The organism is Agrobacterium tumefaciens (genome assembly GCF_005221325.1).
Taxonomy (GTDB): domain Bacteria; phylum Pseudomonadota; class Alphaproteobacteria; order Rhizobiales; family Rhizobiaceae; genus Agrobacterium.
The window spans coordinates 116309-133491 of the sequence record NZ_CP039888.1; the positions used below are offsets into that span (position 1 = coordinate 116309).

22 protein-coding genes are annotated in these 17183 nt (G+C 57.7%); 13 read left to right on the forward strand and 9 right to left on the reverse strand.

Annotation, left to right across the window (positions count from 1 at the left end; genetic code table 11):
- Nucleotides 1–13 precede the first annotated feature (13 nt).
- The 6 genes from CFBP5499_RS00590 (at nt 14) to CFBP5499_RS00615 (ending at nt 5527) form a co-directional block, all read left to right on the forward strand.
- Nucleotides 14–616 carry a general stress protein gene (locus tag CFBP5499_RS00590; RefSeq protein WP_080826588.1) on the forward strand — a complete coding sequence of 201 codons (603 nt, stop codon included), beginning with the start codon at nt 14–16 and terminating at the stop codon, nt 614–616.
- Nucleotides 617–692: 76 nt separating this feature from the next.
- The gene (gene catE, locus CFBP5499_RS00595) at nt 693–2846 is read left to right on the forward strand and encodes a catalase C (protein ID WP_080826586.1); all 2154 of its coding nucleotides are present in this window, start codon (nt 693–695) and stop codon (nt 2844–2846) included.
- A gap of 43 nt (nt 2847–2889) precedes the next feature.
- Nucleotides 2890–3390 carry a ferritin-like domain-containing protein gene (locus CFBP5499_RS00600; RefSeq protein WP_060725971.1) on the forward strand — a complete coding sequence of 167 codons (501 nt, stop codon included), beginning with the start codon at nt 2890–2892 and terminating at the stop codon, nt 3388–3390.
- A gap of 77 nt (nt 3391–3467) precedes the next feature.
- The gene (locus CFBP5499_RS00605; protein WP_175416568.1) at nt 3468–4127 is read left to right on the forward strand and encodes a DUF6766 family protein; all 660 of its coding nucleotides are present in this window, start codon (nt 3468–3470) and stop codon (nt 4125–4127) included.
- A 13-nt stretch (nt 4128–4140) separates the two neighbouring features.
- Complete coding sequence (locus CFBP5499_RS00610; RefSeq protein WP_173986197.1) at nt 4141–4740, forward strand: cysteine hydrolase family protein; 600 nt, start codon at nt 4141–4143, stop codon at nt 4738–4740.
- A gap of 262 nt (nt 4741–5002) precedes the next feature.
- Nucleotides 5003–5527 carry a sigma-70 family RNA polymerase sigma factor gene (locus CFBP5499_RS00615; protein WP_080826584.1) on the forward strand — a complete coding sequence of 175 codons (525 nt, stop codon included), beginning with the start codon at nt 5003–5005 and terminating at the stop codon, nt 5525–5527.
- 529 nt (nt 5528–6056) lie between these two features.
- Here CFBP5499_RS00615 and CFBP5499_RS00625 read toward each other — a convergent pair.
- The 5 genes from CFBP5499_RS00625 to CFBP5499_RS00650 all read right to left on the reverse strand — a co-directional run bounded on the left by CFBP5499_RS00625 (nt 6057) and on the right by CFBP5499_RS00650 (nt 9053).
- On the reverse strand, nt 6057–6284 hold the full coding sequence (locus CFBP5499_RS00625; RefSeq protein WP_080826582.1) for a hypothetical protein: 228 nt from the start codon (nt 6282–6284) through the stop codon (nt 6057–6059).
- A 124-nt stretch (nt 6285–6408) separates the two neighbouring features.
- Nucleotides 6409–7191 carry a Crp/Fnr family transcriptional regulator gene (locus CFBP5499_RS00630; protein ID WP_080826580.1) on the reverse strand — a complete coding sequence of 261 codons (783 nt, stop codon included), beginning with the start codon at nt 7189–7191 and terminating at the stop codon, nt 6409–6411.
- Between the two features lie 15 nt (nt 7192–7206).
- A complete protein-coding gene (locus CFBP5499_RS00635; protein WP_175416569.1) occupies nt 7207–7566 on the reverse strand; it encodes a hypothetical protein in 360 nt (119 codons plus the stop codon).
- A 401-nt stretch (nt 7567–7967) separates the two neighbouring features.
- Nucleotides 7968–8306, reverse strand: a complete 339-nt coding sequence (locus CFBP5499_RS00645; RefSeq protein WP_080826578.1) for a hypothetical protein — start codon at nt 8304–8306, stop codon at nt 7968–7970.
- 90 nt (nt 8307–8396) lie between these two features.
- Nucleotides 8397–9053, reverse strand: a complete 657-nt coding sequence (locus CFBP5499_RS00650) for a UdgX family uracil-DNA binding protein (RefSeq protein WP_080826576.1) — start codon at nt 9051–9053, stop codon at nt 8397–8399.
- Nucleotides 9054–9314: 261 nt separating this feature from the next.
- Here CFBP5499_RS00650 and CFBP5499_RS00655 point away from each other — a divergent pair, with 261 nt between their 5' ends.
- Nucleotides 9315–10061: a Crp/Fnr family transcriptional regulator gene (locus CFBP5499_RS00655; RefSeq protein WP_080826574.1), complete on the forward strand. Its 747-nt coding sequence runs from the start codon at nt 9315–9317 to the stop codon at nt 10059–10061.
- Here CFBP5499_RS00655 and CFBP5499_RS00660 read toward each other — a convergent pair.
- A complete protein-coding gene (locus CFBP5499_RS00660; protein ID WP_080826571.1) occupies nt 10044–10283 on the reverse strand; it encodes a DUF6894 family protein in 240 nt (79 codons plus the stop codon). The genes CFBP5499_RS00655 and CFBP5499_RS00660 overlap by 18 nt on opposite strands.
- A gap of 53 nt (nt 10284–10336) precedes the next feature.
- The gene (locus tag CFBP5499_RS00665; RefSeq protein ID WP_080826569.1) at nt 10337–10525 is read right to left on the reverse strand and encodes a hypothetical protein; all 189 of its coding nucleotides are present in this window, start codon (nt 10523–10525) and stop codon (nt 10337–10339) included.
- Between the two features lie 148 nt (nt 10526–10673).
- Between CFBP5499_RS00665 and CFBP5499_RS00670 the strand changes: the two genes are divergently transcribed.
- The 5 genes from CFBP5499_RS00670 to CFBP5499_RS00690 all read left to right on the forward strand — a co-directional run bounded on the left by CFBP5499_RS00670 (nt 10674) and on the right by CFBP5499_RS00690 (nt 12615).
- Nucleotides 10674–10877: a hypothetical protein gene (locus CFBP5499_RS00670; protein WP_080827490.1), complete on the forward strand. Its 204-nt coding sequence runs from the start codon at nt 10674–10676 to the stop codon at nt 10875–10877.
- 42 nt (nt 10878–10919) lie between these two features.
- Nucleotides 10920–11108 (forward strand): hypothetical protein, encoded by a 189-nt coding sequence (locus tag CFBP5499_RS00675; RefSeq protein WP_080826567.1) that lies wholly within the window; start codon nt 10920–10922, stop codon nt 11106–11108.
- Nucleotides 11109–11129: 21 nt separating this feature from the next.
- Complete coding sequence (locus tag CFBP5499_RS00680) at nt 11130–11420, forward strand: DUF3175 domain-containing protein (RefSeq protein ID WP_080826562.1); 291 nt, start codon at nt 11130–11132, stop codon at nt 11418–11420.
- 123 nt (nt 11421–11543) lie between these two features.
- A complete protein-coding gene (gene aqpZ / locus CFBP5499_RS00685; protein ID WP_080826560.1) occupies nt 11544–12269 on the forward strand; it encodes an aquaporin Z in 726 nt (241 codons plus the stop codon).
- Between the two features lie 52 nt (nt 12270–12321).
- Nucleotides 12322–12615 carry a hypothetical protein gene (locus CFBP5499_RS00690; RefSeq protein WP_173986226.1) on the forward strand — a complete coding sequence of 98 codons (294 nt, stop codon included), beginning with the start codon at nt 12322–12324 and terminating at the stop codon, nt 12613–12615.
- 198 nt (nt 12616–12813) lie between these two features.
- Here CFBP5499_RS00690 and CFBP5499_RS00695 read toward each other — a convergent pair whose 3' ends face one another.
- Nucleotides 12814–14751 carry a glycosyltransferase family 2 protein gene (locus CFBP5499_RS00695; protein WP_175416570.1) on the reverse strand — a complete coding sequence of 646 codons (1938 nt, stop codon included), beginning with the start codon at nt 14749–14751 and terminating at the stop codon, nt 12814–12816.
- Between the two features lie 169 nt (nt 14752–14920).
- Here CFBP5499_RS00695 and CFBP5499_RS00700 point away from each other — a divergent pair, with 169 nt between their 5' ends.
- Nucleotides 14921–15682: a transporter substrate-binding domain-containing protein gene (locus CFBP5499_RS00700; protein ID WP_080826555.1), complete on the forward strand. Its 762-nt coding sequence runs from the start codon at nt 14921–14923 to the stop codon at nt 15680–15682.
- Nucleotides 15683–15718: 36 nt separating this feature from the next.
- Here CFBP5499_RS00700 and uppX read toward each other — a convergent pair whose 3' ends face one another.
- Nucleotides 15719–17011 carry a Wzx-type polysaccharide biosynthesis protein UppX gene (uppX, locus tag CFBP5499_RS00705; protein ID WP_175416751.1) on the reverse strand — a complete coding sequence of 431 codons (1293 nt, stop codon included), beginning with the start codon at nt 17009–17011 and terminating at the stop codon, nt 15719–15721.
- Between the last annotated feature and the right edge of the window lie 172 nt (nt 17012–17183).

Sequence of the window (17183 nt, forward strand, 5' to 3'; positions counted from 1 at the left end):
TGGGAGAAACGATATGAGAACCGTGACCGGACTTTTTGACGATTATGATGACGCAAGCGCCGCCGTCAGCGAACTTGAGAGAGCAGGCGTTCCGTCAAGTGATATCAGCATTGTCGGCAGTAACGTCGACAGGCGACATGGAGAAGATTCCAACGCTGCCGAAGGCGCCGGCACCGGCGCGGGAATTGGCGCGGTTGTGGGTGGTGCGGGTGGTCTGCTCACCGGTCTTGGATTGATGGCGATCCCGGGTGTTGGACCGGTTGTGGCCGCCGGCTGGCTTGCAGCCACGGCCGTTGGAGCCGCGGGCGGTGCCGTTGCCGGAGGAGCTGCCGGAGGGTTGATCGGAGCCATGACCCGGTCCGGCGTTTCCGAGGAAGACGCCAACCTCTACGCGGAAGGCGTGAGAAGGGGCGGTACGCTCGTTACAGCCCGAGTGGAAGAAGACCTCGCGCCGGAGGCGGAGGATATTCTCAAGCGGTCCAACTATGTAGACCTCCCGGAGCGTCGCGCGGCCTATCGTGACCAGGGCTGGACGCGTTTCGACGAGTCCTCGCGGCCTTACGCGGCTGAGGATGTCGAACTGGAACGGAACCGGTATCGCCGTTCGGCAATTTGATTGGGACGCCCGTTATCGTTGACCAGAGGAGAGTGGTTCCGCGTTCTTCCCTGGTCAACTCCTCTCAGGAGCTAACATGGCCAGAAAACCAGATTCCCCCTCATCCGCCAGCACGGCCGCCACTGCTACCATCCATGACCAGAAGCTTGCCCGGGGAGCAGGTGGCGAGTTGCACCAGATCGCTACCGGTGACGAGCCGGTTTTGACGACCGCACAGGGCGGGCCGGTTGCGGACGACCAGAATTCCGTTCGGATCGGCGCCCGGGGACCGCTCGTCATCGATGATTTCCATTTCCGCGAGAAGATTTTTCACTTCGATCATGAGCGGATTCCCGAACGTGTGGTACACGCGCGTGGTTATGGAGCGCATGGTTATTTCGAAACCTATGAATCCCTTGCCGCTTATACCAAGGCTGACTTGTTCCAGCGGGCGGGAGAAAAAACTCCGGCTTTCGTAAGATTCTCAACGGTTGCCGGTAACAAGGGATCGGCCGATCTCGCCCGGGATGTGCGCGGCTTTGCCGTCAAGCTTTACACTCAGGAGGGCAACTGGGATCTCGTCGGCAACAATATCCCCGTCTTCTTTATTCAGGACGCGATCAAGTTTCCGGATCTCATTCATGCCGCCAAGCAGGAGCCCGACCGTGCCTTTCCGCAGGCGCAGACGGCGCATGATACCTTCTGGGATTTCATCAGCCTCACGCCTGAAAGCATGAACATGGTCATGTGGATCATGTCCGACCGGACCATTCCGCGTTCCTTCCGCTTCATGGAAGGGTTCGGCGTGCATACCTTCCGCTTCGTCAATGCGAAGGAACAATCGACCTTCGTGAAGTTTCACTGGAAGCCGAAGCTGGGTCTTCAGTCCGTGGCCTGGAACGAAGCGGTCAAGATCAACGGTGCCGATCCTGATTTCCATCGGCGCGATCTCTGGAGCGCGATCCAGTCCGGCGATTTTCCGGAATGGGAGTTGCAGGTCCAGCTTTTCGATCAGGATTTCGCCGACAGCTTCGATTTCGATGTTCTCGATCCCACCAAGATCATTCCCGAGGAGATATTGGCACCGGTTCCCGTTGGCAGGCTGGTTCTCGACCGAATGCCGGACAATTTCTTTGCCGAAACCGAACAGGTGGCGTTCATGACGCAGAACGTTCCGCCCGGCATCGATTTCAGCAATGATCCGCTGTTACAGGGTAGGAATTTCTCCTATCTCGACACCCAGTTGAAACGTCTTGGCGGACCGAACTTCACGCATCTGCCCATCAATGCGCCCAAGTGTCCCTTCGCGCATTTCCAGCAGGATGGCCATATGGCGATGCGCAACCCGACAGGACGGGCTAATTATCAACCCAATTCCTTCGGGGAAGGTCCGCGGGAATCGCCGACGCGTGGTTTCCAGCATTTCGCGGCTGAAGAGCAGGGGACCAAGGCACGGCTGCGCCCGGAAAGCTTCGCCGATCACTACAGCCAGGCACGGCAATTCTACATGAGCCAGACCCCGCCTGAGCAACGCCATATCGCGTCGGCGCTCACCTTCGAACTCAGCAAGGTCGAAACGGTGGTCATTCGTGAGAGGATGGTGTCGCATCTTCTCAATATCGACGAAACGCTTGCGGCAACGGTGGCGCAGAAGCTCGGCTTTAAGACCATGCCGAAACCCGCAGACGCGGCCATGCCGACCCGGCAGGATCTTGAGCCGTCGCCGGCGCTCAGCATCGTTCAACGGGGTCCCAAACGGTTCGAAGGCCGCAAGCTCGGCATTCTCATCACTGATGGCGTGGATGCAAAATTACTGAAGGGGCTGACCCAGGCGGTTACCGCCGAAAAAGCCGTCTTCGAGTTGATCGCCCCCAAGGTTGGCGGTGTCACGGCGTCGGACGGCGCTTTCATCGAGGCCCACCACATGATTGATGGCGGTCCTTCGGTGCTTTTCGATGCCGTCGCGCTGCTGACATCGGGTGCGGCCATCGACGATCTTGTCAAGGAGGCGACGGCCCGGGATTTCGTTGCCGATGCGTTCCAGCATTGCAAATTCATCGGCTACGACCAGTCGGCGCTGCCGTTACTGGAAGTCGCTGGAATTGCCGATGCCATGGATGAGGGCGTTCTGCCTTTGCCGGGCGAAGAAGGGCTTGCGGCCTTCGTGTCAGAACTTGGCAAGCTGCGGGTCTGGGCTCGCGAACCCTCCGTCAAACTGGGCAAGGCCTCCCCACCCATCGATAAGAAATAACAATCCCTTACCCCAACTCACCACCAAGCAACAGGAGACTGAAATGGCTGAGAAGACATTGGAAGACCTTTTCCTCGATACGGTGAAGGATATTTATTTCGCTGAGCGGCAGATTCTGAAGGCGCTTCCCAAAATGGCGCGGGCCGCGCAGTCAGCGGATCTGAAGGCCGCATTCGAAAAGCACAGAAACGAGACAGAGGTCCATGTGGAGCGTTTGCAGAACGTCTTTGAGCTGCTCGGCAAGCCGGCGCGCGGCAAGACCTGCGAGGCGATCCAGGGCATCATCTCGGAAGGAGAGGAGATCATGGAGGAGTTCAAAGGCTCTCCAGCGCTCGATGCCGGGCTGATTTCGTCAGCGCAGGCCGTGGAACACTACGAGATCACCCGTTATGGCACTTTAAGGACCTGGGCGGTCGAGCTTGGCATGAAGGAAGCGGCCAAGCTGTTCGAGCAGACGCTTGGCGAAGAAAGCGCAACGGACACCGCTCTCTCGTCGCTTGCCCAGGCAAGTGCCAACATCAAGGGCAAGTCCAAGGCGGCGTGATCCGCCGTGCGGAAGCGCCGTTGAAACCGGTGGCGCTTCCGCTTTTTGCAGTTGTCAAATTCATGCGAGGCTGAACCATGAGGCTGTTTCGCGACAATGGCTTGACGATCATCCTTGTCCTGGCTTCCCTGTTGACGATCGGCGGCATGCTCGCGACCGGATGGGCAGTTCACAATGAGGAGCTGGCGCAGCATCAAGCCTTGCCCCTCACGCTTTTTTCTTATGCAAAGAGCGGCCATTTTCTTTCTGCCCTGTTTGAGAACTGGGAGAGCGAGTTTCTCCAGATGTCGGCTTATGTCGTGCTGACTGCATTTCTTTTTCAAAAGGGCTCATCAGAATCGAAGGATCCCGATGAAGTTGCATCGCAGGACGAAGACCCCGAGCGAAAAGAAGATGATCCCGAGGCTCCATGGCCAGTGAAAGCTGGGGGACTTATCCGCACCATTTATTCCTATTCTCTCGGACTGGCGCTATTTTTCCTCTTTATCGTGAGTTTTGTCCTGCATCTGAAATACAGCGCAGACGCGGCGGCATTGGAAGCCGTCATGCATGGCGAGCCCGAGACAACGCTGTTTGCGCATCTGGGAAGTGTGGAATTCTGGTTCGAGTCTTTTCAGAACTGGCAATCCGAGTTTCTTTCGACGGCAGTTCTGGTCGTTCTTTCCATCTTCCTGCGCTTTCGCGGGTCGCCTGAATCAAAGCCCGTCGCCGCTCCTCACAGTGAGACGGGCGGATAAGGGGGGAGGAGGAATGATCGAGTTTTCATCTGCAGGAGACTGGCGGCACCTGTGCGTCGATATGCAGCGTATCTTCGCCGAGGATACGCCATGGCACGTCGAATGGATGGACCGCATCAGCGAGCAGGTGGAGGCTGTCGTTCAAGGCGATCCCGCCCGCTGCATCTTCACCTGTTTTATTCCGCCGCAAACCGTCGCGGATGCCCCCGGCGCTTGGCGGGCCTACTATGAAAAATGGCCGATGATGACGCGAGAAGCATTGGCTCCCGAACTTGTCGAGGTCATTCCGTCGCTGTCACGCTACATACCGCCCGCGCGTATCTTCCGCAAAAGCGTTTATTCCCCGTGGCAATACGGAGGTTTGGGCGACATCCTGCGGAAAGAGCATGTCTCGACTGTGGTGATTACCGGCGGAGAAACCGATGTCTGCGTTCTCGCCACCGTATTGGGGGCGATAGATGACGGCTTTCACGTCATTCTGGTTGAAGATGCGCTATGCAGCGGAAGGGACGCGACGCACGACGCCGCCTTAAAATTGCTATCCGGCCGATTTTCGACGCAGTTGCAGGTGTGCGATACCGAGACTCTTCTTCGGTCGCTTCCGTTGCTGTGACGCCGGCGCCGACCCGGCGACAGCGAAGAAAGCCGCTGGGACCGTGAACAGACGCGGAAAACGCAGAACGCATGATCGAACAGAGGTACGGCGGGCGACCAGCTGTCGGCGCGGAAGATAACTGACCGTCAAGCCGGGGTTCACGCGGCTCAGCTTTTCCCGATCAACGCCGCCCGGATCGCCATGGATGTTGTCATTGTACGTTGGCGTACGGCAACCAAGCGCCTGCCGAGGCATTTTCCCATCGTGAAAGGATGGGAAAATGACCAGCCACGCTGTGAATGGAGTTTCCGGAAACACATTGAGTGAAGCGCAACTGGAGGCGTTGCGCATCGGTATTGCAGATCTGGCGCCGGCCTTGACGGCTTTTGCCCGTCGCTTCGTCAGAAATGAGGAGGATGTTGACGATCTAGTTCAGGAGACGATGTTGCGGGGACTGCGGTCTCTGCATGGTTTTACCCCCGGCACGGCGCTGAAATCCTGGCTCTTCACCATTTTGCGAAACACGTTCTGCACCCGCTACAAAGTGTCGAGACGTGAATGCATTGGCTTGCCAGCTGGTATCGAGCAATCCATGTCCACCCCTGCCAGTCAGGAATGGCGTGTGCAGCATCAGGAAGTCATGCAGGCAATCCGCGAACTCGACGAGGATCAGAAAAAAGCTTTGCTGCTCGTGGCCGCAGGGACGAGTTACTCCGATGCGGCGGCCATTTGCGGCTGCCGGGTGGGCACCATCAAAAGCCGTGTCAACAGGGCGCGGGAGTCGCTACGGCGAAGTCTGGACTGAGCGGTGTGCGGGAACCGCATTGATCTCTAACTGCGAGGAAGAGCCCGGAACCAGGTTGGTAACAACCAAGCCCCTGCCGGGAGTAGCTGAGCGCTACCTGTCCTGCTGGTGACCTTGATGGGTCGTGTTTATCTTTATGTTTGCCTGCCTGCCGGTCTGGGTCGAAACTTTCTGCTCCTTGATGGGGGAGGTCTCTTCAGTGCTTAGACGGTCGTTGTCGCCAGGGCCTTGGTGGCTTCGGTTGTCTTCGGGAATAGGAAGGGTTTTCCTGGTCATGTTACACCTCGTCCAGCATGAGTTTCGTGGAGCGACCCGAACCACGCTTGTGCCGGTTTGTTCCCGGTCCGCCGACCAGGTTTCAAATTGCGGGCAGGTGACGCCCCGGTGGATTGAGGGAAACCGGAACACCAGACCCATTCTGCCTGCCGGCATCACAATGCGCGCAGTTTTCCTGGCTTGGCAGAAGAACGTCCTGTCGAACGAAATTGAGCCTGAGACCAAGGCAAGTGGTGTCGCGTTAGACTGGATATCAGCCGACGAGCAATTTGGTTCTGAAATAGAGAGTTGCGAGCCGCTGAAGTTTCAAGGGATCGACAACGCCGCGATCATACATTTTCAGGACATAACGGGCGACGTCTGCCCGGCATAAAGCCGGGTCTCGTTCTGCGGACAGAACATTCTCGTAGGCGGCCTTAACGATGTTGATGTCTTCGTTCAGAAAAATTCCGGAACTCTGGTATTCGTGATGGCTGTGCATTTCACCTCCTTGAAACGCGTTCGGCATTTCACAGCGTGAGGGAAGATGCATTCCATACTATAGGGAAACGACCAAAGGTAAATGTCCGGAAGCGTACCAACGACGAGCGGAAAGACTGTCCGGCCTACGGGACCCCGCCGCTCTCGACAGTGGTTAGGTCGCCAAACAGGGTTTCAGACCGGTCGTCCTGCAGAAAGCGGGCGATCATACGATTGTTCTCCTCCTCGGGCATGCCGTATAGATCGTGTGCATAGGTCTCGAGCGTCTGGCGGTTCCTGATCGTAATTCTTCCCCTCTCGGAACGAATGAACCCATGGCTTTCGAGAACGTGAAGGGCATCTGTCACACTCGCGCGCCGGACTGCCAGCATGGTTGACAAAAAGTCATGGGTCAGTGGCAGATGATCGCCTTCCACCCGGTCGTGGCACATCAGCAGCCACCGGGCGAGGCGCTCCGTTACGGACTGGGTGGCATTGGAAGAGGCTGTGTATTCTACCTGTGTTCTTGAGACATGCAGCGCGAAGACAAGGATATCGGAAAAGACCCGATATCGTGCAAGAAGCTCTTCAAACGACCGTATATCCATGAAAAGCGCTCCGCCCGGAGCCTGCGTCACGATCTCGGTCAGGTTTGTTTGCGCGCCGGCCACCGCTCCCGTTGGCACAAAACCCTCTCTCCCGACAATTCCCGCTTCGATTTTGCGCCCAGATTTGTTGACCACCACGACGGAGGCGATGCCGGATAACAGGAAGAAGACACGCTCGACGGGCGCGCCGGCGGATATCAGCACATCGCCCAATGCAAGCTTGATGGGTCTGCAGACGCTCGTCACCTCATGCCGGATGTCATCGGGCAGAAGAGAAAGCAGAATATTCGCTTCACCATGGCCCTCGGATCGTTTCAGCATAACATGTGCCTCGCTTCAGTGCCTGATGCCTCCCGCCTGCGCCATCAAAGCGGAAACAATGTTTTCGATGTCGTCTGAACGTCCTGAGAGGACAAAAGGTCCCGGCTCGCTGTCGATAACCGTCTGCGGTACGAAAAAAAGATAGGGAATGGCTTCGCCGTCCAGTTGCTCGGTGAGGCGCAGCATGACATCCGCCTGGTAACGAACGTCGATAATCGCAGCGGCAAATTTGAGAACGCCTTCACTCTCTATGAAGCTGGCGGAATAGGGACCCTCCAGGCCGATCTGCGCGTGAAACCAGGCCATTCTGATTTCCAATGTAACGGTATCCGGCATGCCGATGATTGCGATGGTGAGGCGTTTAACAGTCTGCATGCTTTACTCCTCGGCTACCATCGTCACGGATGTGCCCGTTTCCCACCATAACGCCTGACCAAGCTGATTTCAGCCGCCCGGTCACCGAATTTATCAAATAAGCGCAGGTGAGGGGATATCCGATGCCGCTGAAAAACAGAGCCGACTGATACGAATGTGTGAACGTAGCACGCCGGGAGAGGATAGGAATCGATCGTTTAGCGAAGGCTCGCTTGGAAATTCTCGCCCGTCGGCATGGTGGAAGGCGATTTTCGCAGGTGCAAACGGATGTGGAAAGTCAAGACGTGCCACGCGCTGGTCATGTTCGCACTGACCGCTGCGATCGCGCGCTCTTTTCTAACGGCAACGCATCCCGGCGGTGCCGCGTGAGGTGAGGCTGTCCGGCCATCCGGCCATCCGGCCTATACTTTGCCGGCCGCCACATTGAGACCGTTGACCGGCGATGGAAAGCTGACTTCTCCAGGTCTCCGCCGCAATGGAATATCCACCTGATAGGGCACAGCGACCATCACCTGGAGCGAGGTGCGCAACCGGTTGGGCACAGCGGCGTCGGTCAAGGTCAGATGCGTTGTTTCAGCCAAGTGTTCCGCTTCCTGCGTTGGAATTACATCGCTCTCCAGCAGCTTTGCGGCCGCCAAGGCCAGATGGCGGCTGGGGTAAACAGCCCTCATGACCTCAAAGACGACAACGGCCCACCCGTTTTCATGCGCGATGATCTGGTATTCGATGTTCTTTTCCATGGTGTTCAAGCCTCCCTGTTCGGTCGCACCTAACCACGATGGGAAAAGCTTGTTCCTGATAGTGGGGCCGATTGCGACAGGCCGGTTGCGCTAGGTCGTCTCGCCAAGGATTTCGCTTATTTTGTGCAGGTCGGAGACAAAGGCGCGCTGCTGTCGATCCGCCTCCGACCGGTCGCGAAGACGCAGCAGATAAGACGGATGGATGGTGACGAGAAGGCGTGTGCCGCCCGGCGTCAAAAGAACATGTCCGCGTTCCTTCGTCACACCGCTTGTGCGTCCGGTCAGCGTATAAAAGGCCGTGGCGCCCATCGCCACGATAAGGTCCGGATCGACAAGGCGCAGTTCTGCTCCCAGCCACCAGGCGCAGCTTTGCACTTCCCCGCTGTTTGGGCGCGCATGCAACCGTCGCTTGCCGCGCTGCTCGAATTTGAAATGTTTGACGGCATTGGTCACATAACATTGCGAACGATCTATACCGGCCTGCTTCAGGCATTCGTCGAGCAGACGGCCAGCCGGGCCGACGAAAGGCCGGCCTCTCAGATCTTCTTCATTGCCGGGCTGTTCGCCGACGAGGACAACACGCGCCCTTGTGTCGCCCTCGCCAAACACCAGTTGCGTGGCGTGTCTGTAAAGGTCGCATCTTTGACAGCTTTCCGCTTCGCTGTTCAAGGCGCGCAGAGAGGACGCACCAGCGCTTTCCGGCTGGAAGGCGGGTGGCGGACGGCTTTTTCCTGCGCGTGATGCCATGGTGTTTTCTCCCGCTGGCGTGGCCACAGGCCCCGATTCCTTGGCGGTGCGGGGCGACATACCCAATGGCCGGGTTTCGGTTTATGATGCTGTCTCGAAAATGGGCCGAAATTTGGAATTTCGTCCGTTCTGCGAGGCAGAGACGTCTGCGTCCGCGAATTTGTACGGTAACGTACTCACTGTTTTCATTCGATTTTCCCCTGCTAATATGACCTCTGCAGGTTGATGTTTCGAGCAGAGGGGCGAACCGGGCGAACCGCTATGCTTGGATCAAATTTTGTTGTTTATAACCGATTGTTGAAAACCCTCGGCACGGAAGGGCTTTTGCAGCTCATGTCGAGAATGGAGCCCGTGGAACTGCGTGCCGGACATCAGCTGGTGGCGGCTGGCGCTCCCATTTCGCATCTCTGTTTCATCGAAACCGGTCTCGCATCGACGGTCGTTCATGACGATGGCGGCAAACGTATTGAAACCGTGCTCGTCGGGCGCGAGGGTATCACCGGCTGGCCGGTTCTTCTGGGTGCGGAAACCACACCGGACGAAACGGTCATGAGGGTGGGTGGTCGTGGCTTTCTCATTCCGGCTTTGGATGTACAGAGGCAATTGGAAAAGGACGCGCGCCTGCGTGAGCTTTTGCTGGGCTACATCAATATCTGCATGCTTCAGGTGGGCCAGCTTGTGCTGGCAAACGGGCAATACAGTCTGCGGGAGAGGCTCGCGCGCTGGTTGCTGATGTGTCATGACCGGCTCGACACCGATGATCTGCCCATCACCCATGAGTTTCTCTCCACTGTTCTTGGGGTGCGGCGGCCGGGCATTACCAACGAGCTGCATGTTCTCGAAGGCATCCACGCCATCCGTGCCAGCCGCGGAAACGTCCGGATCATCAATCGCGCCATATTGGAAGACGTCGCAGGCATGACCTATGGCGTCCCGGAAAAAGAATATGAAAGACTGATGACGCGTATGCAGACGGATGTTGCCAGGCCATCACTCTTTTCTGTCTAGCGCGTCGGCGAAGCGGACGACTTTCAGCACTTCCTGCTGCCTGTCGCGGATAATGATGCACCCCTCGGAAATGTCACGCCCTTGCAGGATCGCTTCGCTCATCAAGGCGCGCGCGTCCTTGAAGGCCTCTTCAATCGCCCGGTCCAGCGAGGGCAGGTCGCTCCCCTCGAGGTCATCAAGGGCGTTTTTGCCGCTGATCACGGTGAAGAAAAATCTCGGCATGGCAGTATTCCCAGGAATGACATGGTCGCCGCTGACACATGACGCGGCTTGTCCTAGCCAAACTGCCGCAGATATTGGGCCTGTTTCTCAAGCCGCGTGGCAAGTTCGGAAATGCTCATATTCGTCGCGCATAAATTGATCGCGCATTCCAGGAATTGCAGCGACGAGCGCCTGAGAAAATCCTGTTGCTGCTCATATGCAATTCTGGAGATGCGATCGGATTTTCCGGATTTGTCGGTCATCGTCTGCTCCCTCGGATCGGATGTCTGGCTCGCCTAACCGGGAGAGAGCACATTTGTTTCGAAAAAATCCCCTGCTGGCCTGCGATCTTTGCGGAACATTGCCGCAGCAAAGTGGTTGGGAAGCGTCAAAATCCTATCGGAGGCAATGATGACCAATAATTCTCCACGAGATGGCGCTCCTGGCACCACCGAACAATCACCGCGCTGGGAGGGGCCCGAGGAAAGCCGACCCAGAGGTTACATGAAACCCAAGGACGATCCCGAGCACGATCGGGACGCCGTTGGTGAAAACCTCAAAGACCCGCGGAAGAAGCGTGTTTCCGATGCGATGAAAACCCGCGACGACCAATAGGTGCGGCGGCTCATCCGCTGCACCCAACGACAGGAGGAATAGATGTCCACCTCGACGAAAACACCGGCAAGCATCCGGCAGGGCGGGCCGGGGTCCTCTCATGAAAACGCAAAGGCGCCTTTGAAAATCAAGAAACCTGCGGCGGACAACGACAAGCGTTCGAAAAGCAAGGTCTCCGGGGGAGGAGGTGAGCGTGACAGTCACCACACCCATGACCCCGAACGAAAATAATGATCCTTCGGGAGAAGAACGATGAAAAAGGCAAAAAAGAAAAAGAAATGGTCGCAGAAGGTGACCAAGGAAAGCGATGCGCTTGATCTTGAGAAAGACGTGTTCACTCAAAACGATCCCTCGCAGATCGCCCATTCCCTGAAAGCCTCGGCGGAACAATCCACCAGACGCAAGACCAATCCTTTCCGGTCTGCGATGTCGATGCTGGTGTTTTACATCAACCGGGCTGGCCGGACGTTGCCCGAAAAACGCAAGGAAGTGCTGGAAGACGCGAAGGATGAGCTTCGCAAGGAATTCGGCAAGTCGCGATAGGGGCGTGCTCGCGTGCTGTTCACCCTTCGAACCGTTCGGCAGGGGATAATATGCAATTTGTCTTGACTACGATTAAATTGCACGTAAGAGTTGATGCAGTCGTAACATGAATGGGGAAGTGTTATGAGTCGCAAGTTTCTCTCGGAATTTTTGGGTACTTTTTGGCTCGTGTTCGGAGGTTGCGGCAGTGCGGTTTTTGCCGCCGCTTTTCCTGAACTCGGCATTGGCTTCCTTGGTGTGGCTTTCGCTTTTGGCTTGACGGTTCTGACCATGGCCTATGCGGTTGGCGGCATTTCCGGCGGTCACTTCAATCCGGCGGTTTCCGTCGGCCTCACCGTTGCCGGCAAATTCCCGGCGGCGAACCTCGTGCCTTATATTGTGGCGCAGGTTCTGGGGGCGGTCGTCGCGGCCGCGGCGCTTTATGTCATTCTCACCGGCAAGGCGGGTGCCGAAATCGGCGGTTTTGCCGCCAATGGCTATGGTGAGCATTCGCCGGGCGGATATTCTCTCCTGTCGGCGCTGCTGATCGAGATCATCCTGACGGCATTTTTCCTGATCGTCATTCTGGGGTCGACGCATGGCAGGGTTCCGGTCGGTTTCGCGCCTGTCGCCATCGGTCTTGCACTCACCCTTATTCATCTGATTTCCATTCCGGTCACAAACACATCCGTCAATCCGGCCCGTTCGACCGGACAGGCCCTGTTTGTTGGCGGATGGGCGCTGCAACAGCTCTGGCTGTTCTGGCTCGCCCCAATTCTTGGCGCTGCCATTGGCGCCGTGGTCTGGAAAATTTTCGGCGAGGAAGAAAAGGCCGGCCACGCCGGCTCGGTTCAGCCCGCGCAGACGTGAATAAGAGGCTTTGTTCTCCCGAATGGTCGGGGGAGCGACTGAGGAGGATGGCATGGATCTTACTTCGATATTGGCCCAGATCGTCGGCGGTGCGGTGGGCGGCACGGCCGGTGGAAAAATAGTGAAAGATTCCGATCTTGGCTCGCTCGGTAATCTGATTGCCGGCGCCATTGGCGGGATCGGCGGCGGAACCGTACTCGGATCGCTGCTCGGCGCCGCGGGCAATGCGGCCGCCGGCGGCGTGGATATCGGCGCGCTTGCCGGCCAGCTCGTTGGCGGTGGTGTCGGCGGTCTGATCGTGCAGATCATCGTCGGCCTGATCAAGAACAAGCTCGTGGCCAAATAGGCGATTCAGCCGCCGTCAGAGAAAAATGAGGACCTTGCCGGAGGAAGAGCTTCGTCCGGCAAGGTAGGTCGATATTACACGCATTGATGGCGGCAGCGGCGCGAAGTGAATGGGCTTCGTAATCGGCTGAAACGGCGGGATGCCTTTTGCTGACCGAAAGAAACGTCGACGTTTGGCTCCCTTCGTGAATGCCGGGTGTCAGGTCTCGTCTTTGGCGACCGGTGCATGCGGCGTCTTGTTCCAGACGAAAGGTCGGGTTTTAAGCTCCACCACGGCCCGCCAGGCTGCGACTGATAGCATCAGCCAATATAAGGGCATCGCCAGCCATCGCCTTCCGACCTGCCGCTTCTCATAGGCTATCATTCTGGTTCGGCCCATCAGCACGAAGATCGTGTAACTTCCGACGATATTCAGCGCATCGATAAAAAACAGGACGCCCTGCCATGTGAAGAGCAGATGGAAGCCGTTTTCCCGGATGGCCATAGCCATGAATGCCAGGGAAATGAAGAGCAAGGGATGCGCGAGCGACGATAGAATCATGCCGCCGATCAGTAGCTGAAAGGTCATGTAGGCAAACCATCCCATGGCATGCGCGGTTGCAAAGGGTGTACGGGTCATTACCAGCCAGCTTTGCAGCCAGCCCTTGAACCAGCGCGTTCGCTGGCTCAGCCACACGGGCAGCGATGTCGGCGCATCCTCCAGCGTCTGCCGCCGGATGACGCCGCAGCGATAGCCGAGCCGATGCAGCCTGAGGCCAAGATCGGCATCCTCAGTGACATTGTAGGGATCCCAGGCGCCAGCGCGCCGCAACGCGCCAGTCCGGAAATGATTGGAGGTGCCGCCAAGCGGCAGCGGCAGGCCGTGGGCAGCGAGAGCAGGCAGCATGCAGCGGAACAGCCCGGAATATTCCAGTGCGAAACAGGCGCTCAGCCAGGAGGAGGAGGCGTTGCTGATGATAAGTGGCGCCTGCAGGCAGGCGATATCCTCCGGCTGGTCGCGGAACGCGGCATAGGCTTCGCGCAATTGCTGCGGATGGGGCCGGTCCTCGGCATCATAAACGACAACGAATGCACCGCGCGCGCCGGAAAGTGCGTAGGTGAGGGCTTTGGGTTTGGTGCGCGGCTGGGAAGGCGGCACCCTCACGATTTCCATATGTGGGCCGGGATTTATCCGCCGGATCGCCTCGATCGTCGCGCCGTCGTCGGCCTCGCAGACAAGCTTGATATCGAGCCGGGAACGGGGCCAATCCAGACGCTCCAATGCACTGACGAGCTGCGCGACGACAGCCTCTTCGCGGTAAAGCGCCACCAGAATTGTGTAAACCGGCAGTTCGTTTTCGTGCCGAAGAGACAAGGCTGTTTCTGCCTTGGTTTCGCGGGGGGTATGAACGAGGGCAAAAAGCCGGAACAACAGGGTGTTGAGGTAGAGCATCGACAGGGTGGCGTGAAGCCAGATCAGGGCCATTTCAGTATAAGTCAGCAGCGAAAGGACGAGCAGGGTGGCGACAACGCCGCCATAAAAACCCTGCTGGCCATGCAGCGTGATCCTGGCGGAATGCTGGGGCGCGGCGTTGAAAAGCCGCTGCCGGGTTTCCGCGAGACGACGGGCCTCACCAGCTTTCCAGATCGCGTCGCGCATGGCCTGCGGCGTGGTCACGGCCAGTTCGTCGAAAAGATGCGGACGCTCATCCAACAGGTTTTTCAGCAAATCCATCCGCGCCAGCTCCGGCACGATCAGCAGCACCGTTTTACCGCCCTGCGGCATCAATCGCAGAAACCTTGGTTCTGCGAGTTGAAGATCGAGATTATCTAAATCCGCCACCCGTTCCGACAGGATTTCCGGGAGAAACGGCAATCGCAGATATCCGGCGAAGGCGCTGAAATATACGTCTGCCGTGACGAGGCCGCTTGCCAGCAATTCGTCGTCCAGTGTCGAGCCGTTTTCCAGTGCTCGCTGTTCGAATGCCGCGATATGCGACTCGTCCAATCCCAGCGAATGGAGAAAACGGACCTGTCCCGTCTGGCCCTGTTCGACAGAGGTCCGAAGCGGGTTCCCATCGTCATGGGAAAATGTAATTTTTCCTTCTGCCGGCGTCGTGCAAAACGAATCTCGTGTATATTGCCTGAAATAATCCATGCATCGCCGCCGCCGTCATGGTAACGCCCATTTCCTGTCACGGATAGTATAGATGAGAATAACTGATGTAACGCGGAATATAAGTCTATCTTTTATTTTAGCTTTCGCTTTACAATTTGTTGGTTACTTTAGTGAGTCTTATGCCGAAGGTCTGTCGGATGGAAACCGCATGCCGGTGCTGTTCGACGCGCAGGAGCGGTTTCCGGGTGGTGATCTTTCCTCCGTTCCCCGCATCAGGTTTCTGATGTCGGTGGATTTCCCGCCCTTCAATTTCACGGATCAGGAGGGCCGGCTTGCAGGCTTCCATGTCGATCTGGTGCGGGAAATCTGCGCCCAGCTGAAGGTGGAAAGCAAATGCCAGGTGCAGGCGCTGCCCTTCGACGAGCTGGAAGCCGCACTCGAAATGGGTGAGGGCGAAGCGGTGATTTCCGGTCTCGCCACCACGGCCGATCTGCGCAAGAGCTTCACCTTCTCGCGGCCCTATCTGCTGCTGCCCGCCCGGCTGGCGGTGAACAAGGCGGCAAAATTCACCGGTTCCGGCGCGGAAGCGCTTTCGGGAAAAAAGGTGGGTGTGGTTGGCAATTCGCGGCACGAACAGATGCTGAAAGCGTTTTTTCCAAAAGCTAAGGTCGAAGGTTTCGATGGCTATGAGCCCATGTATGAGGCGTTGAAGACTGGCAAGGTGGACGCCATCTTCGCCGATGGTCTCCGCCTGCCTTTCTGGATTTCGGGAAGTGCTTCCGAAAGTTGCTGCGCGCTCTTCGGCGGTCCTTATATGTCCGACCGGTTTCTCGGCGAAGGCCTGTCCATCATGACGGTCGATCCGGATAATGTGCTGGTGCCGGCTTTCGATCAGGCGCTGGCCGCTCTTTCCCGAAACGGCCGGCTGGAAGAAATCTACCGGCGTTATTTCCCCTACGGCCTCTATTAGAGAAATAGCTCACCCAATCGAGTCTGACGACAGCCTTTATTTGGCTGGCGCGAAAACCTCTTCATTTCGCCGCAGGCGCAGAAGCGCGATCCACACGGCGGCGGCGATGGCTGTCTCCACCAGGAAATAGCTGCCGATCGTTCCCGAAATGCTGAAGGACCAGGTGAAGAAGGCGACGGCGACGGAACCGATGAGATTGCCGCTGTTCCATATCTTCGCGCGAATATCCTGGCGCCCGGAGGCGCCGAGCGCCTCGAGCGCGGTGGCGGCAACGGCCATCGGCAGAACCACCCAGCAAAGCACGCGGGTGATGATGGGCAGAGAGACATATTCGTCGCCGAACAGCAGCGGCAGGAAGGGGGCGATGATGAAGATCACCAGCGCACTGCCGGTTGCGATGACAAGCGCTGCCTTCAGCACATTATAGGCGCGCTCTATGGTCTTGGTGATGCCCTGCAGGGCGGCGGAGGCCGAGCCCGGATAGATCAGCCGGTTGAGGGCCTCGACGGAAAGATAGGAACTGTCGAGAATGCGCCGGGCGATGGAATAGCTGCCCAGCACCTCGGCGCTGGCAATGGCGCCGAGAACGAGAATATCGGCATTTCCGCGCACGGCCTTGAACAGGAACTGGGTGGAAAACAGGATGCCGATGCGGATTTCTTCGCGCACGATCCGGAAAACCGGCCGGCCGAGCCTGCTGATCGCCTTGACGGAAATCACGGCCGCAACGGTGTGTGCGGCGAGGTTCCACAGCGCCCAGGCCTCAACCGTTTCCACCTTGAAGATGAGGCAGGCCACCACCGCGGCAATGGTGCGGGCGACGGCGAACATCACTTCCAGCTTGTTGGCCGAGGCGAAGTTGGAATGGGCAATGAAACTCTGCGTGGAAAGCGAGATGACCTTCAGGAGGACGAGGTTGGTGAACAGGATCAGGAAGGTAGTGATCAGCGTGTGCAGCAATGTTTCCGAGGTCGGGAAAAACACCGGGATCGTCACCATGCCGATGATTGTCAGCACCACGCCGGTCGCCGCACTCAGGAGATAGCTGTGGCCGAGCATGACGGGAAAAATGCTGCGATCCTGCGCGACGCGACGGATCAGCGATTCCTGCGAGCCGATGCCGCAGATCTGTACGCCAAGATTGGTGACGGCCGTGATCGAGGCATAAAGCGCGAATTGTTCGACGCCGAGATGGCGGGCAAGCAGCGCGAAGGTCAGGAGTTGGGCGGCGCTGGACATGAGAAGCGCTCCGCCGGACGCCATATAGGTCAATCCCAGTCTGACTAGATGGCCGAGCCGCGGCGTGTTGAACGACACCTCATTCTCCATGTTTTCCGGCATTGCCGGGCAAATCCAACAATGACTGCGCTTCTTTTCTAAAAATCCGCGAACTGAAAAAGCCGCAACCGGCCAATAATATGAAAGCCCGCAACCCGAATGGATTGCAGTTTATCCTGTCTTATCCTTCTTGAGGTAAGAGAGGGTTAAAGCAATTGCATAA

Bases quoted from the DNA above. Each gene is read 5' to 3' on its own strand.
- CFBP5499_RS00590 (WP_080826588.1), top strand. From the start codon at position 14: ATGAGAACCGTGACCGGACTTTTTGACGATTATGATGACGCAAGCGCC.
- catE (WP_080826586.1), top strand. From the start codon at position 693: ATGGCCAGAAAACCAGATTCCCCCTCATCCGCCAGCACGGCCGCCACT.
- CFBP5499_RS00600 (WP_060725971.1), top strand. From the start codon at position 2,890: ATGGCTGAGAAGACATTGGAAGACCTTTTCCTCGATACGGTGAAGGAT.
- CFBP5499_RS00605 (WP_175416568.1), top strand. From the start codon at position 3,468: ATGAGGCTGTTTCGCGACAATGGCTTGACGATCATCCTTGTCCTGGCT.
- CFBP5499_RS00610 (WP_173986197.1), top strand. From the start codon at position 4,141: ATGATCGAGTTTTCATCTGCAGGAGACTGGCGGCACCTGTGCGTCGAT.
- CFBP5499_RS00615 (WP_080826584.1), top strand. From the start codon at position 5,003: ATGACCAGCCACGCTGTGAATGGAGTTTCCGGAAACACATTGAGTGAA.
- CFBP5499_RS00625 (WP_080826582.1), bottom strand. From the start codon at position 6,284: ATGCACAGCCATCACGAATACCAGAGTTCCGGAATTTTTCTGAACGAA.
- CFBP5499_RS00630 (WP_080826580.1), bottom strand. From the start codon at position 7,191: ATGCTGAAACGATCCGAGGGCCATGGTGAAGCGAATATTCTGCTTTCT.
- CFBP5499_RS00635 (WP_175416569.1), bottom strand. From the start codon at position 7,566: ATGCAGACTGTTAAACGCCTCACCATCGCAATCATCGGCATGCCGGAT.
- CFBP5499_RS00645 (WP_080826578.1), bottom strand. From the start codon at position 8,306: ATGGAAAAGAACATCGAATACCAGATCATCGCGCATGAAAACGGGTGG.
- CFBP5499_RS00650 (WP_080826576.1), bottom strand. From the start codon at position 9,053: ATGGCATCACGCGCAGGAAAAAGCCGTCCGCCACCCGCCTTCCAGCCG.
- CFBP5499_RS00655 (WP_080826574.1), top strand. From the start codon at position 9,315: ATGCTTGGATCAAATTTTGTTGTTTATAACCGATTGTTGAAAACCCTC.
- CFBP5499_RS00660 (WP_080826571.1), bottom strand. From the start codon at position 10,283: ATGCCGAGATTTTTCTTCACCGTGATCAGCGGCAAAAACGCCCTTGAT.
- CFBP5499_RS00665 (WP_080826569.1), bottom strand. From the start codon at position 10,525: ATGACCGACAAATCCGGAAAATCCGATCGCATCTCCAGAATTGCATAT.
- CFBP5499_RS00670 (WP_080827490.1), top strand. From the start codon at position 10,674: ATGACCAATAATTCTCCACGAGATGGCGCTCCTGGCACCACCGAACAA.
- CFBP5499_RS00675 (WP_080826567.1), top strand. From the start codon at position 10,920: ATGTCCACCTCGACGAAAACACCGGCAAGCATCCGGCAGGGCGGGCCG.
- CFBP5499_RS00680 (WP_080826562.1), top strand. From the start codon at position 11,130: ATGAAAAAGGCAAAAAAGAAAAAGAAATGGTCGCAGAAGGTGACCAAG.
- aqpZ (WP_080826560.1), top strand. From the start codon at position 11,544: ATGAGTCGCAAGTTTCTCTCGGAATTTTTGGGTACTTTTTGGCTCGTG.
- CFBP5499_RS00690 (WP_173986226.1), top strand. From the start codon at position 12,322: ATGGATCTTACTTCGATATTGGCCCAGATCGTCGGCGGTGCGGTGGGC.
- CFBP5499_RS00695 (WP_175416570.1), bottom strand. From the start codon at position 14,751: ATGGATTATTTCAGGCAATATACACGAGATTCGTTTTGCACGACGCCG.
- CFBP5499_RS00700 (WP_080826555.1), top strand. From the start codon at position 14,921: ATGCCGGTGCTGTTCGACGCGCAGGAGCGGTTTCCGGGTGGTGATCTT.
- uppX (WP_175416751.1), bottom strand. From the start codon at position 17,011: ATGGAGAATGAGGTGTCGTTCAACACGCCGCGGCTCGGCCATCTAGTC.